This is a genomic window from Pseudoalteromonas sp. MMG005 (genome assembly GCF_018101015.1).
Taxonomy (GTDB): domain Bacteria; phylum Pseudomonadota; class Gammaproteobacteria; order Enterobacterales; family Alteromonadaceae; genus Pseudoalteromonas; species Pseudoalteromonas aurantia.
The window spans coordinates 96586-110409 of the sequence record NZ_JAGJEK010000001.1 but is presented as its reverse complement, the minus strand read 5'-3'; the positions used below and the strand labels follow the sequence as shown (position 1 = coordinate 110409).

The window sequence follows — 13824 nt, the reverse complement described above, 5'->3', positions numbered from 1 at the left end:
GTGCGGTTTTTTTGTAAGGAAAGATGATGAAGCTTGAAGATATTCGTCGTGAATATAGCAAAGGTGGGCTGCGTCGCGAGATGCTGGCGGATGATCCTATAACGCAATTTGAAATTTGGCTACAACAAGCCGTTGACGCCAAATTTAGCGACCCTACGGCCATGGTAGTGGCGACGGTTGATGACACTGGGCAGCCATCACAGCGTATTGTGCTGTTAAAGCATTTAGATGAACAAGGTTTTGTATTTTTTACCAATACGGGCTCACGTAAAGCGCAAGAGTTACAAGGTAATAATAAGATTAGTTTACACTTCCCGTGGCATGCAATTGAACGTCAAGTCATTGTCTATGGAGAAACAAAGCCGCTTTCAACGGCCGCGGTTGCAAAGTATTTTTTGTCGCGTCCTGAAGAAAGCCAATTGGCTGCTTGGGCTTCTCAACAATCGCGACCTGTATCATCACGCAAAGTGCTGATGGAAACGTTCCAGACAATGAAAGCGAAATTTTCGAAAGGTGAAATTCCCTTGCCAGATTTTTGGGGGGGGTACTGTGTAGAACCAACTAAAATAGAGTTTTGGCAAGGTGGAGACCATCGTTTACATGATCGCTTTATGTATGTTAAACAACCCACTGGCTCGTGGAAAATTGAACGATTGAATCCTTAAGCGTAATAAGGGGGTAATATGCGTTTTATCGATAGTCACTGCCACTTAGATTTTCCAGAATTATCCCCAGATTTAGCGCGGTATATTACTAATGCCAATGCTGTTGGTGTTTGTGGTTTTGTGATCCCTGGCGTATCTTTAGCGCAAAGCCAGAAGTTACTTACCTTCAAGCAAGAACATGCAGGATGTCATATTGCCGTAGGGTTGCACCCTTATTTTATTACACAACATCAGTCGCACCACTTTGAGGCCTTAGCGCAATATGCCCATGAACATCAGGGAGATTTGGTTGCGATTGGGGAATGCGGTATTGATGCAACTTGTGAACAGTTAACGTATCAGCAAAGCTTGTTTCAACAGCATATTCAACTTGCAAATGCACTCAAGCTGCCATTGATCATTCATCATCGACAAAGCCACCATTATATAGCACAAGCATTTAAGCAAACGCCGCCTTTATATGGTGGCGTGATCCATGCTTTTTCTGGGTCACTGCAACAAGCCAATTATTATATTGCGAAAGGGTTTAAGTTAGGTGTTGGTGGGACTATTAGTTACGAGCGAGCCAATAAAACCAAAGCAGTATTTGCGACTGTTGCTTTGCAGCACCTCTTATTAGAAACAGATTCCCCTTCAATGCCTTTGTTTGGTCATCAAGGGCAAATTAATTTGCCCGAGCGAGTGGTAGATGTGTTTAAATACTTATGTCAATTGCGTCATGAAACGCCGAGTGAGATAGCGCAGCAGCTTTATGATTCGTCCTGTACACTTTTTCGAATTTGACGCTTTACTTCCCAGCGTTTTAGCGCTCTGCCAATTTGCCAAGTGAAAACTCCGGTGATCACTAACATTAAAAGTACCATACGGCCCAGTTCATGAAAGTGCTGGTGGCTTTGGCTCATTGCTGATTCAGTGAGATAGACGGTGTTAACGAAGCCTATCGGTGTTTTTTCATTATCTATGACTTGCACTACAATGGGGGTTTTTATTTTGCTTATTCCTGGCAGTGCGCTTGGCAGTGCATTGAGGGGTTGTCGCGGAGTGAAACCATCATTACTAATTTTCAACTTACCTTGTTGATTGTATATGCTTACCCCCATGACAAATGGATCGCTGGCAAGGTGGTTAGCCAATTGTCTCAGTGCTGGTAAATCGTTTCGTTTGAGGGGTTGTGCAGCATTGAGTGCCAATTGTGCGGTAAGGCTCCTAGCGGTATTATCGGCTTGTTTATGCAAGAGTTGATGTGATTCAAAGCTTGTTGTAAATGCAATGTGCGTTAACAAGAGAAAACATGCAGCCGCAATTAATAGACGTACCAACCGTCTACCTGTCGATGACTTTAATAATTCAATAGCTTGTGTATTTTTCATAGTGCCCCTGATGTTTGCTGACAGGTTACACCTTAGATGGTAAAAAGGGTCTGCAAGTTACTTAGGAGCCAAACATGTCAACCGTCAGCCTTACTCACCTTAGTGAAAAACCATTGTCACAAGTACTCACCTTAGCAAAATGGTATCAAGTTGAAAATGCCCAATTGATCGAGAGTCAAAAAATACCTTCACGGCATAACGGGTTGTTTATCACGCTATTTGGCGACGAGTTAAGCGCAATAAGCTTAGTGACGGTATTGACCTTTGCACACCAGCATAACGTTAAGGTGCAATCTGTCTGCCTTTATCAGCCTGATGAGGAATTAGAGAGTGCGTTGGCGCTTTACAGTGATGTTGAAATGACGGAAGCAACACTGCATGATTTTCGAGCTGGTTTGAGGCGTATCGGCGCAGATCAACAGCTGCAAGCTGCATGTATTATGAATCCAGCCAATAATCAGCAGCCAGGATTATTGGTGATGGATATGGATTCAACAGCGATAAAAGTTGAATGCATTGACGAGATAGCACGGTTAGCTGGGGTTTATGAAGAAGTAGCTCATATAACAGCACAGGCTATGGCTGGCAAACTGGCCTTTAATGACAGTTTAAACCAGCGGGTGGCTAAGCTTGAAGGGGTGGAGCTGTCTCTTATTCAAGCATTAAAGGACGACTTACCATTGATGGAGGGGATCCAAGCACTATGCCATCACTTAAAAAACAATGGCTGGCATTTGGTCATTGCATCAGGTGGCTTTTCATGGTTTGCACAAGCGTTACAAAAACCACTTCAGTTGGATGAGTATTATGCCAATGAGTTGGAAATAGCAAATAATAAGTTAACTGGTAAAGTACTTGGACAGGTGGTTGATGCACAAAGTAAAGCAGCAATATTATCTCACTTGCGGTTGCAATTGGGCTTACCTAAAGCACAAACAGTGGCAATAGGTGACGGTGCTAACGACTTATTAATGATGGCTGAAGCGGGAACCGGTATCGCAGTCCATGGAAAACCCAAAGTTGTTTCTCAAGCGGATGCGGCTATTTGTCAGGGATCATTATTACAGGTGCTTTATATACTCAGCATACCTGCACAGTAACGATTTTTAGATTTGATAAATACGTAAAATCAGCCATGTGATATGGCTGATTTCGGACTAACAACATGAAAGGAAAATGTCTTAGCGAGTTAATTTTTCAATAAGTTACCAGAACTAATCGCTATTTTTCTGGGTTTAAGTGCTTCAGGCACTTCTCGCTGTAAATCGATAAGCAATAGGCCATTGTCTAATTCAGCACTGAGTATTCTAACATGGTCACCTAATTGAAACTTCCGTTCGAAGTTACGTTCTGCAATACCTTGATGAATGAATGTACGCTCAGTCTTTTCATCTTTGCTGAGTTTTTCGCCTTTGACGACAAGGGTATTGTTTTCTGACTCAATGGACAGTTCAGCATCGCTGAAACCAGCGACAGCCATGGTAATTTGATATCGGTCGTTATCTAATGCTTCTATGTTGTATGGAGGGTAACTGGGTTGTTTTTCACTGTTACGCTGTGCTGCATCCATTAACGATGATAAATGGTCAAAACCAATGAATGAACGGTGTAGTGGTGTTAAGTCGATTGTTCGCATATTTGAATCCTCATAAAGCGATTAATGGTGATGTTTATTCTTTTTATAAAGCAATAAACACCAATATAAACATATGGTTAATTTCGTTCTAGGACCCTTTCGGCGTCCTAAATATGATGTATGGACAAGAAGATATTTTTTCAAGGAGGGTAGGTGATTTTATTTTATTTTTCTGCTTTACACTTTATTCAATGGAGGCAATACAGCTTTTGCACAGTTCTAAATAAGCGTGAATATTGTCTCCTGCCCATAGCTGTTTTCGTTTTTGATCTTGCAATATAACGGCTTTAAATTCAGTGTAAGGGACATCTGAAAAATTAGAAATGTAGTATTCGAACGCTTTTCTGACGGTGCGATTATCTAAAGCTGCATCGCTGATCACGGAATCACTGGCGTCGATTAATAGACTGGTACAGACCACAAAACGCTCGTTTGGGGAGCTATCTTTCTGGACTTTAGCCATACGCTCTTTGAGCATTAACTGCTCTTCTTTTGCCAGTTCCATAACAATACCACCAAGGTGTGTTTTTTGGCGACTGGTAGATTCCAATTTAGCGTTGGCTCTTTTAAGATCTCGTTTAATGTTTTCACCTCTGACGAAAAGTAGAATCATTAAAAAGACTGAAAATACAATCCCACCGACGACGGCCATTGACATGTAACACCTCTAGTGACTTCAGATCTTGACTTAATTATTGTTTATAAGAGCGCTTATTACAAAAAGGTACGTAGGGAAAAACAAAATAGTTTGAATGACTGACATATTAATTTTAAAATGACTAACTGGTCAGACCTTTTTTATATCACTTCTCAAATGTATATTTTTGTATAAAGTTTAGACTCTAGTTTGTGCTTGTCTAAGGCAATAATCCGCAGATTTTTGACAGTACAGCTTGATTTTGATACCGTATTGTCCAAATTTGGTATGACCAATTTACCTTTTGGTTTTAATACTCCAACTTACTGATGGTTTCAGCGGTTGGCAATACACCTAAATTCGGCGATTGATTAATGTCTTTAAAGATAAAAGCAGCTAAGTTATCAGATGTTATTTTGGAACAACTCGAAAACATGATCTTAGAAGGGTCATTGATGCCGGGTGCTAAGTTGCCGCCAGAAAGAGAGCTTGCCAAACAGTTTGATGTGTCTCGCCCTTCATTACGAGAAGCGATTCAAAAGCTAGAAGCGAAAGGACTGGTTACACGGCGTCAAGGTGGCGGAACGTATGTAAAGAACCAATTAGAAGAAGGGCTTACTGATCCTTTATTTGATTTGATCAGTAAACACCCTGAATCTCAATTTGATTTGCTTGAGTTTCGTCATGCGCTGGAAGGGATTGCTGCTTATTATGCCGCATTACGTGGCACAGGCACTGACTTTGAAAAAGTACAACATAGTTTTGATCGTATTGCCTCTGTTCAAGGTGATTTAGCACAAACAGCTGCCGCGATTAACACATTTCATTTTACCGTAGCAGAAGCGTCACATAATGTGGTGTTACTGCATTTAATGCGCGGAATGCAAACGTTATTGGAACAAAATGTATTGCAGAACTTAACGGTTCTAGTACAAAAATCAGACGTCAGTGAGCAGCTGGCTGAACATCGTAAAGTTTTAATGGATGCTGTGATCAATGGCAATCCAGAGCAAGCGCGGTTAGCGAGTAATGCACACTTGGCGTTCATTGAAGAAGCCTTATTACAAGCAGGTAAAGAGCGCTCTCGAATAGAGCGAAGCCTAAGACGGACCAAGCAACAGTAATTAAGTTGGTTTGTTAAAACTGAATAAATAAATTCGTATTTTAAACATAAGGAACACTCCATATGTCTGAAGTCAATAAATTTGACGTAGACGCGTTAGAAACCAAAGAGTGGTTGCAAGCGCTTGAGTCGGTAGTAAAAGAAGAAGGTGTAGAGCGCGCTCAGTTCTTGCTAGAGCAAGTATTAGAGCAAGCACGTCTTGATGGCGTTGATATGCCAACTGGCATCACGACTAACTATGTAAACACAATTCCAGCGGACAAAGAGCCAGCTTACCCAGGCGATGTAAACATTGAACGTCGTATTCGCTCTATCGTTCGTTGGAATGCGATTATGATCGTATTACGTGCGTCAAAGAAAGATCTTGAGCTTGGCGGACATATGGCGTCTTACCAGTCGTCGGCAGCATTTTATGAAATGTGTTTTAACCATTTCTTCCGTGCTCCAAATGAAGTAGATGGCGGTGATTTAGTTTATTACCAAGGCCATATTTCACCAGGTATTTATGCACGCGCTTTCCTTGAAGGTCGTTTAACTGCAGAGCAGCTAGATAACTTCCGTCAAGAAGTGGATGGAAAGGGTATTTCTTCATACCCTCACCCTAAGCTGATGCCTGAATTCTGGCAGTTCCCAACGGTATCCATGGGCTTAGGTCCAATTGCATCAATTTATCAAGCGCGCTTCTTAAAGTACCTTGATGGCCGTGGTATGAAAGATACCTCAGCACAGCGTGTATATGCGTTCTTGGGTGATGGCGAAATGGATGAGCCAGAATCACGTGGCGCAATCTCGTTTGCTGCGCGTGAGAAGCTAGACAACCTGTGTTACTTGATCAACTGTAATCTACAGCGCCTAGATGGGCCAGTAATGGGTAACGGTAAAATTATTCAAGAGCTAGAGGGCCTATTTAAAGGTGCTGGTTGGAATGTGATCAAGGTTGTGTGGGGGTCAGGTTGGGACAAGCTTCTAGCTAAAGACACAACCGGTAAGTTGCTTGAGTTGATGAACGAAACTATCGACGGTGACTATCAAACTTATAAAGCAAAGAATGGCGCGTACGTACGTGAGCATTTCTTTGGTCGTTACCCTGAAACAGCAGCATTGGTTGCTGATATGACAGATGACGAAATCTTTGCCCTGAAACGTGGTGGACACGAGCCATCTAAATTGTTTGCAGCTTTTAAAGCTGCACAAGACGAAAAAGGCCGTCCAACGGTTATCCTAGCTAAAACCGTTAAAGGTTATGGCATGGGTGAAGCGGCAGAAGGCAAAAACATTGCACACCAAGTTAAAAAAATGGACCTAACGCACGTTGAGCATTTACGTTCACGTCTAGGGCTAGAAGACTTGGTCACTGATGAGCAGCTTAAAGATTTACCGTACTTAACGGTAGAAGAAGGCTCTAAAGAACATGAGTATCTTCATGCTCGTCGTAAAGCGCTACATGGTTATACTCCACAGCGTTTACCTAACTTTACGCAAGCACTGACGCTACCTGAAGTTGATGCATTTGCGCCATTACTGCAAGAGCAAAAACGTGATATCTCTACCACGATGGCTTTTGTTCGTGCGCTTAATGTGTTGTTAAAAGACAAAGGCATTGGTAAAAACATCGTGCCAATTATTGCCGATGAAGCACGTACGTTTGGTATGGAAGGTTTATTCCGTCAAATCGGTATTTATAACCCGCATGGCCAAAACTATACGCCGCAAGACCGTGATATTGTTTCTTACTACAAAGAAGAAACTTCAGGTCAGGTATTGCAAGAAGGTATCAATGAGCTCGGTGCTATGTCTTCATGGGTTGCTGCTGCTACGTCTTATAGCACCAGTGATTTACCGATGATCCCATTCTATATCTACTACTCTATGTTCGGTTTCCAACGTGTTGGTGATATGGCATGGATGGCGGGCGATCAGCAAGCTCGTGGCTTCTTATTAGGCGCGACAGCGGGTCGCACAACACTAAACGGTGAAGGTTTACAGCATGAAGATGGCCACAGTCATATTCAAGCTGCAACGGTTCCTAACTGTATTTCTTATGACCCAACATTCGGTTACGAAGTTGCGGTAATTATGCAAGATGGTATTCGTCGTATGTACGGTCCTGAGCAGGAAAACGTGTTCTACTACTTGACGCTAATGAACGAGAACTATCATCAGCCAGCAATGCCTGAAGGTGCTGAAGAAGGCATTCGTAAGGGTATCTACAAGCTAGAATCTAACACGGGTGAAAAAGCCCATGTTCAGTTACTGGGTTCAGGTACTATCTTAAACGAAGTACGTAAAGCGGCTGTTATTCTAAGTGAAGAGTACGGCGTTGCTTCTGATGTTTACTCGGTAACCTCATTCAATGAGTTAGCGCGTGATGGTCAAGCGGTTGAACGTTTGAACATGCTTAACCCGCAAAACGATGCGCAAGTGCCATATATCGCCACTGTGCTAGGTGACTCACCAGCCATTGCTGCAACAGATTATATGAAAAACTACGCTGAGCAAGTACGTGCCTTTATGCCAAGCACTTCTTACAAAGTGTTAGGTACTGATGGTTACGGTCGCTCAGACAGCCGTGAGAATTTACGTCGTCACTTTGAAGTGAACGCGGGTTACGTTGTGGTTGCTGCGCTAACAGAGCTTGTTAAGCAAGGCAAAGTTGAATCATCAGTGGTTGTTGAAGCGATTAAGAAGTTTGATATCGATACAACAAAAACTAACCCACTTTACGCATAAGAGGTTTAATCATGACAATCGAAATTCATGTTCCTGACATTGGCGCGGATGAGGTTGAAGTAACCGAGATCCTAGTAAGTGTGGGTGATACAGTAAGTGAAGATCAATCTTTACTTACCGTTGAAGGTGATAAGGCTTCTATGGAAGTGCCTTCTGCACATGCAGGCGTAGTGAAAGAAATAAAAATTTCAGAAGGTGATACGGTTGCAACCGGGTCGTTAATTATGGTCTTTGAAAGCCAAGGTGCAGCGCCTGCTGCCCCGGCAGCTGAAGTAGCTACTCCTGCTGTAGCGGCAGAAGTCGCTGTCCCAGCGGTTAGCGCTGAGCTAAAAGAAGTCCATGTTCCAGATATTGGTGGTGACGAAGTTGAAGTGACCGATATTATGGTTGCGATTGGCGATACGGTTAGCGAAGACCAATCAATCTTAAACGTAGAAGGCGATAAAGCCGCTATGGAAGTACCTGCACCATTTGCGGGTACTGTTAAAGAGATCAAAGTCAACGTTGGCGATAAAGTATCAACGGGCAGCTTAGTATTTGTTTTTGAAACAGCTAGCTCAGCGCCTGTTGCAGCTCCTGTGGTTGAGGCAGCAGCGCCTGCGGCTCCAGTTGCTAATGCAGATAAAGAAGTGAATGTTCCTGATATTGGTGGTGATGAAGTTGAAGTGACCGATATTATGGTCGCTGTTGGCGATACAGTCAGCGAAGACCAATCAATCTTAAACGTAGAAGGCGATAAAGCAGCTATGGAAGTACCTGCACCATTTGCTGGTACTGTGAAAGAGATTAAAGTAAACGTTGGCGATAAAGTATCAACGGGTTCATTGGTATTTGTATTTGAAGTAGCAGGCAGCGCGCCAGTTGCAGCAGCTGTGCAAGCAGCACCAACGCCTTCTTCAGCAGCACCTGCCGCTAAACCTGCCTCAGCGCCAGCGGCTTCTAATGTTAAAGAAGAATTTGAAGCGAACGCATCTTATGCACATGCATCTCCGGTAGTGCGTCGTTTAGCGCGTGAGTTTGGTGTAAACCTAGCGCGAGTTAAAGGCACTGGTCGTAAAGGGCGTGTAGTTAAAGAAGACGTACAAAACTATGTGAAAGAGCTGGTTAAGAAAGTTGAATCAGGTCAAATCTCTAATAACAACAATTCTGGCGGTGGTGAGCTTGGTCTTATCCCTTGGCCAAAAGTTGACTTTGCTAAGTTTGGCGAAGTGGAAGAGAAGAAGCTATCTCGTATTCAGAAAATTTCAGGTGCCAACTTGCATCGTAACTGGGTGCAAATTCCACACGTAACCCAATTTGATGAAGCAGATATCACAACGCTTGAAGCATTCCGTAAAGAACAAAATGTATTGGCTGAGAAGAAAAAGCTTGGCGTTAAGATCACACCACTTGTGTTTGTGATGAAAGCGGCTGCAAAAGCGTTGGAAGAGTTCCCAACGTTTAACTCGTCACTGTCGCAAGACGGGGAAAGCCTAATTCTGAAGAAATATGTCAACATTGGTGTTGCCGTTGATACGCCAAATGGCCTAGTTGTTCCGGTATTTAAAGATGTGAACAACAAAGGCATTATTGAGCTATCACGTGAGTTGATGGACATTTCTAAGAAAGCTCGAGATGGTAAGTTAACTGCATCAGACATGCAGGGCGGCTGTTTCACAATTTCAAGCTTAGGCGGTATTGGTGGTACGGCGTTTACACCTATCGTCAATGCGCCTGAAGTGGCTATCTTAGGGGTTTCTAAATCAGAAATGAAACCTAAGTGGAATGGTAAAGAATTTGAGCCGCGCTTAATGGTGCCGCTAAGCTGTTCATATGATCACCGTGTAATTGACGGTGCATTAGCAGCACGCTTTACTGTGACACTCGCTAACTACTTAAGCGATATCCGTCAGTTAGTAATGTAATTTAATGTCCCGCCTCGTAAATAGGCGGGACATCTTTTTGTGTGAATGATACAATTTTTAAACTCTCTCTGCCTTGTACCAATTATTGAGTATGTGGCAGGCATTTTGGTACGGATACTCTTTTTGAGTACAGTCCCGTTCGAATAATAGTTAAGGTAATAACATGAGCAACGAAATCAAAACTCAAGTTGTTGTACTAGGCGGTGGTCCTGGTGGTTACTCAGCAGCATTCCGTGCTGCGGATCTAGGTTTAGACGTTACACTAATTGAATCTCGCAACACCCTAGGTGGTGTATGCTTGAACGTTGGTTGTATCCCTTCAAAAGCATTACTTCATGTTGCTAAAGTCATTGATGATGCAGCTGAAATGTCTTCACACGGTGTTACGTTTGGCGCACCGCAAATTGACTTAGATAAAATCCGTACGTGGAAAGAGTCTGTGATCGGTCAATTGACTGGTGGTTTAGACGGCATGGCTAAAATGCGTAAAGTAAGCGTAGTGAGTGGCTATGGTAAATTTACTGGTTCTAACACTATTGCGGTTGAAGGCGAAGCAGGTACTACAACAGTTACTTTTGACAATGCTATTATCGCAGCCGGTTCTCAGCCAGTTAACCTACCTTTCATCCCTGAAGATGATCGTGTAATTGATTCTACTGGTGCTTTAGAGCTGAAAGACGTACCAGAGAAACTCCTTGTATTAGGTGGTGGTATCATTGGCCTTGAAATGGGTACGGTTTATCGTGCACTTGGCTCTCAAATTGATGTGGTTGAATTTGCTGATCAGCTAGTGCCTGCTGCAGACAAAGATATCATTAAGATTTACCAACGCTACGTGAAAGACAAATTCAACGTGATGTTGTCGACTAAAGTTGTTGCTGTTGAAGCGAAAGATGATGGTCTATATGTGACGTTTGAAGGTAAAAAAGCACCTGCAGAACCAGTGCGTTATGACAAAGTATTAGTGGCTGTTGGCCGTACGCCAAATGGTAAACTATTAGATGCCGATAAAGCTGGCGTAAATGTTGATGAGCGCGGCTTTATCAATACTGATAAGCAAATGCGTACCAATGTGAATAACATCTTCGCAATCGGTGATGTTGTTGGCCAGCCAATGCTTGCACACAAAGCGGTGCATGAAGCACATGTTGCTGCTGAAGTGATTTCAGGTCAGAAGCATTTCTTCGACCCTAAATGTATTCCTTCAATTGCATACACAGACCCAGAGATTGCATGGGTTGGTGTTACGGAGAAAGAAGCGAAAGAGCAAGGCCTAAGCATTGAGACTGCGGTATTCCCGTGGGCTGCATCTGGTCGTGCTATCGCGTCTGCGCGCACTGAAGGTTCTACAAAGCTTATCTTTGATAAAGAGTCTGGCCGTGTTATCGGTGGTGCAATGGTGGGGATTAATGCTGGTGAAATGTTAGGTGAAATTGGTCTAGCAGTTGAAATGGGTGCTGATGGTGAAGACCTTGCGCTAACAATTCATGCTCACCCGACATTGAATGAGTCTATTGGACTTGCTGCTGAAATATTTGAAGGGTCAATCACTGACTTACCAAATAAAAAAGCAGTAAAGAAAAAGTAAGTCTTTTTCTTTAAATTGAAAAAACCCAGCACCTGCTGGGTTTTTTGTTTTTTAGCGAGAGCTGTTAACAACAGAGTATCAGTGCTGTCGTATGTGCTATTTTTTATTTTTCCTATACTTTACGAGTTCGTAATCAAATTCATCGGGATATACGATTAAGCCATCTTGATCTGGAATGGGGAATACTGCAATAGCAAGTTCGTCTTCTGCTAGGCCGTCAGTCCATTTAGCATGCCATTTCTTAAGTGAAATTGACTGAGGTTTACAGTCTTGCCAGTCGCCAGTGGCCCATAATATGGCAAACTCTTCATTGGGCCAAATAGGTACACAATCCTCATCATCACTATTTAGCATAACGCAACCGTGTTCGTCAGTTAGGATCCATACAAGTTCTGTGCTTAAGACTTCTTTGATTAAGTATTTGTAACGTTGTGTATTGTCATTGCTGAGAATAGAGTTCATGCGTTGTTGATCAATAGAGTGTGTCATGACATACCTCTTTTAAATAGTTGTGTGCTGATATTCATCATTATTTTAAGCTTTTGCGATACAGTACGGCATCATGATCGCCACAAGAGTCGTTGTAAATATAGTTTTTGATATATTTCATTCCAATGTTTTTCATCACTTTTAAAGAACCATGATTTTCCACAAGGGCCGTTGCAGAAAGAGCTTGTAACTCAGGGTGTACTTTACAAATGGTATTGGCAACTTGTTGAGCGGCTTCTGTTGCATATCCTTTGCCCCAAGATGATTGCTTGAAGCGCCAACCAAGCTCTAAATCTAAAGTATTTTTATTACCTTCAAAGAAGCCCATAGGTCTGACTAGGATCCACCCTATGAATTCGTTATTTGATAATAGACTGGTATGCCAGAGCCCCCAGCCTTTTTCTTTGTGTGTAAATGAGATAAGCCGAGGAATATAAATCTCTTGTATATCAGTCATTGAATTGGCTATACCGCCGTTGATGTGCGCCATGACGGCAGGGTCTTGATCGAGCTCATACAGTAACTGTGCGTCATTTTTAGTCATAAGGCGAAAGCCTAATCTTGCTGAGTTTTGAATATTCATCGTGGCTCCTTACTGTTTTTGTATCTTAATTTTATTACAATACACACTTAACTGTTTTGAGGGTATCGAGTGAGTAATTCTGTATTGGCGCTACGCCAACGACAAATCGCGGTTGCAAGGCGTGAGTATAAAGCCAGAGGATCAAGGTTAAGCCGATGTGAAGCATGTTTACTTGCACAGCATTTGTGTATTTGTGATGGCATTAATGTGGCGCATAGTTGTCAAAGCGCAGTCTGCCTCATTATGTATCATAATGAAAGCTTTAAACCATCGAATACAGGCCGTTTGATCGCTGATATTATACCAGATAATCACGCTTTTCGATGGGACAGAACAGAACCTGATCCAAAATTGATTGAGTTGATCAATGATCCGCATTATTACCCTGTCATTGTTTTTCCGGTGGATGATAGGGAGTCTGAACTAGCGAGAGTGATCAAGAAGGTTGAAGGGGGTAAGAACAAAATACCTTTGTATATTTTCTTGGATGGGACTTGGCGAGAAGCTAAAAAGATGTTTCGAAAAAGCCCTTACCTTGATAATTTGCCAATTTTATCGGTATCGCCTGAGTCTTTATCTGATTATCAATTACGTGTAGCGGCACATGCGCATCAATTGAGTACCGCAGAAGTAGCGTGTGTGGTGCTAGAGCAAAATAAAGAAGGTGCTGCTGCTGAAAAGCTGACTAGCCATTTTATTGATTTTAGAGATGCGTATCTTAAGAGCAAGCGAAAAAAGTTTTAATCGAAGAGAATGGCGTATCCGTTAATTTAGTTATTGTGAATAAATGAAAGTACAACAATAGAAAAGCGCGCGACTCATAAGAGCCGCGCTGACGGAATCTTCTAAACGCATCCTGCAATGTTGATCTGATCAACTCCTAAAACTGTCCGCATCCATGGCTTCGCTAAGTGTTCTATTTCTGCGAAATTCAGCGTCACTGCTAAGGTCCTTTAACTGTCCTTAAACACTATATCATCCGGTGAACGTGGCTACCTGCCGCTGGTCCGTAATATACGATATATCGTCTATTAACGATGGAGTCTGTTTCAAGGCTTACCGCATGTCCTAGTTTAGTCCATTAAAAGATACTTCCAGT

The 13824-nt window shown here is 42.5% G+C and carries 13 protein-coding genes; 8 read left to right on the top strand and 5 right to left on the bottom strand.

The features are described from left to right. Nucleotides 1-23: 23 nt before the first annotated feature. Together pdxH and J8M01_RS00525 are read left to right on the top strand one after the other, a co-directional pair. Nucleotides 24-665, top strand: coding sequence for a pyridoxamine 5'-phosphate oxidase (gene pdxH, locus J8M01_RS00530; RefSeq protein ID WP_211056679.1), 642 nt, complete (start codon nucleotides 24-26; stop codon nucleotides 663-665). Between the two features lie 18 nt (nucleotides 666-683). After that, on the top strand, nucleotides 684-1448 hold the full coding sequence (locus J8M01_RS00525; RefSeq protein ID WP_211056678.1) for a TatD family hydrolase: 765 nt from the start codon (nucleotides 684-686) through the stop codon (nucleotides 1446-1448). Here J8M01_RS00525 and J8M01_RS00520 read toward each other — a convergent pair. After that, a complete protein-coding gene (locus J8M01_RS00520; RefSeq protein WP_192508689.1) occupies nucleotides 1415-2035 on the bottom strand; it encodes an AhpA/YtjB family protein in 621 nt (206 codons plus the stop codon). The genes J8M01_RS00525 and J8M01_RS00520 overlap by 34 nt on opposite strands. A gap of 74 nt (nucleotides 2036-2109) precedes the next feature. Between J8M01_RS00520 and serB the strand changes: the two genes are divergently transcribed. Then, complete coding sequence (gene serB, locus J8M01_RS00515; protein WP_211056677.1) at nucleotides 2110-3135, top strand: phosphoserine phosphatase SerB; 1026 nt, start codon at nucleotides 2110-2112, stop codon at nucleotides 3133-3135. Nucleotides 3136-3224: 89 nt separating this feature from the next. Here the strand turns inward: serB and J8M01_RS00510 are convergent, their stop codons facing one another. Together J8M01_RS00510 and J8M01_RS00505 are read right to left on the bottom strand one after the other, a co-directional pair. Then, a complete protein-coding gene (locus tag J8M01_RS00510) occupies nucleotides 3225-3671 on the bottom strand; it encodes an Hsp20 family protein (protein WP_192508687.1) in 447 nt (148 codons plus the stop codon). A 184-nt stretch (nucleotides 3672-3855) separates the two neighbouring features. Beyond that, nucleotides 3856-4329, bottom strand: coding sequence for a hypothetical protein (locus J8M01_RS00505; protein ID WP_211056676.1), 474 nt, complete (start codon nucleotides 4327-4329; stop codon nucleotides 3856-3858). Nucleotides 4330-4682: 353 nt separating this feature from the next. Between J8M01_RS00505 and pdhR the strand changes: the two genes are divergently transcribed. The 4 genes from pdhR to lpdA all read left to right on the top strand — a co-directional run bounded on the left by pdhR (nucleotide 4683) and on the right by lpdA (nucleotide 11653). Further along, complete coding sequence (gene pdhR / locus J8M01_RS00500; RefSeq protein ID WP_010367773.1) at nucleotides 4683-5432, top strand: pyruvate dehydrogenase complex transcriptional repressor PdhR; 750 nt, start codon at nucleotides 4683-4685, stop codon at nucleotides 5430-5432. Nucleotides 5433-5494: 62 nt separating this feature from the next. Beyond that, nucleotides 5495-8161 carry a pyruvate dehydrogenase (acetyl-transferring), homodimeric type gene (gene aceE, locus J8M01_RS00495; RefSeq protein ID WP_210995594.1) on the top strand — a complete coding sequence of 889 codons (2667 nt, stop codon included), beginning with the start codon at nucleotides 5495-5497 and terminating at the stop codon, nucleotides 8159-8161. A gap of 11 nt (nucleotides 8162-8172) precedes the next feature. Beyond that, a complete protein-coding gene (gene aceF / locus J8M01_RS00490; protein ID WP_211056675.1) occupies nucleotides 8173-10065 on the top strand; it encodes a pyruvate dehydrogenase complex dihydrolipoyllysine-residue acetyltransferase in 1893 nt (630 codons plus the stop codon). Nucleotides 10066-10228: 163 nt separating this feature from the next. Continuing rightward, the gene (gene lpdA, locus J8M01_RS00485) at nucleotides 10229-11653 is read left to right on the top strand and encodes a dihydrolipoyl dehydrogenase (RefSeq protein WP_192508682.1); all 1425 of its coding nucleotides are present in this window, start codon (nucleotides 10229-10231) and stop codon (nucleotides 11651-11653) included. A 96-nt stretch (nucleotides 11654-11749) separates the two neighbouring features. Here lpdA and J8M01_RS00480 read toward each other — a convergent pair whose 3' ends face one another. After that, nucleotides 11750-12142, bottom strand: coding sequence for a DUF2750 domain-containing protein (locus J8M01_RS00480; protein WP_211056674.1), 393 nt, complete (start codon nucleotides 12140-12142; stop codon nucleotides 11750-11752). 40 nt (nucleotides 12143-12182) lie between these two features. Continuing rightward, the gene (locus tag J8M01_RS00475) at nucleotides 12183-12725 is read right to left on the bottom strand and encodes a GNAT family N-acetyltransferase (RefSeq protein ID WP_211056673.1); all 543 of its coding nucleotides are present in this window, start codon (nucleotides 12723-12725) and stop codon (nucleotides 12183-12185) included. A gap of 69 nt (nucleotides 12726-12794) precedes the next feature. Between J8M01_RS00475 and J8M01_RS00470 the strand changes: the two genes are divergently transcribed. Then, nucleotides 12795-13469, top strand: coding sequence for a DTW domain-containing protein (locus J8M01_RS00470; protein WP_210995590.1), 675 nt, complete (start codon nucleotides 12795-12797; stop codon nucleotides 13467-13469). Nucleotides 13470-13824: the final 355 nt, after the last annotated feature.

What these genes read in the sequence shown, in the direction of transcription:
- pdxH (WP_211056679.1), top strand. Translation starts at nt 24, where the DNA reads ATGATGAAGCTTGAAGATATTCGTCGTGAATATAGCAAAGGTGGGCTG.
- J8M01_RS00525 (WP_211056678.1), top strand. Translation starts at nt 684, where the DNA reads ATGCGTTTTATCGATAGTCACTGCCACTTAGATTTTCCAGAATTATCC.
- J8M01_RS00520 (WP_192508689.1), bottom strand. Translation starts at nt 2,035, where the DNA reads ATGAAAAATACACAAGCTATTGAATTATTAAAGTCATCGACAGGTAGA.
- serB (WP_211056677.1), top strand. Translation starts at nt 2,110, where the DNA reads ATGTCAACCGTCAGCCTTACTCACCTTAGTGAAAAACCATTGTCACAA.
- J8M01_RS00510 (WP_192508687.1), bottom strand. Translation starts at nt 3,671, where the DNA reads ATGCGAACAATCGACTTAACACCACTACACCGTTCATTCATTGGTTTT.
- J8M01_RS00505 (WP_211056676.1), bottom strand. Translation starts at nt 4,329, where the DNA reads ATGTCAATGGCCGTCGTCGGTGGGATTGTATTTTCAGTCTTTTTAATG.
- pdhR (WP_010367773.1), top strand. Translation starts at nt 4,683, where the DNA reads ATGTCTTTAAAGATAAAAGCAGCTAAGTTATCAGATGTTATTTTGGAA.
- aceE (WP_210995594.1), top strand. Translation starts at nt 5,495, where the DNA reads ATGTCTGAAGTCAATAAATTTGACGTAGACGCGTTAGAAACCAAAGAG.
- aceF (WP_211056675.1), top strand. Translation starts at nt 8,173, where the DNA reads ATGACAATCGAAATTCATGTTCCTGACATTGGCGCGGATGAGGTTGAA.
- lpdA (WP_192508682.1), top strand. Translation starts at nt 10,229, where the DNA reads ATGAGCAACGAAATCAAAACTCAAGTTGTTGTACTAGGCGGTGGTCCT.
- J8M01_RS00480 (WP_211056674.1), bottom strand. Translation starts at nt 12,142, where the DNA reads ATGACACACTCTATTGATCAACAACGCATGAACTCTATTCTCAGCAAT.
- J8M01_RS00475 (WP_211056673.1), bottom strand. Translation starts at nt 12,725, where the DNA reads ATGAATATTCAAAACTCAGCAAGATTAGGCTTTCGCCTTATGACTAAA.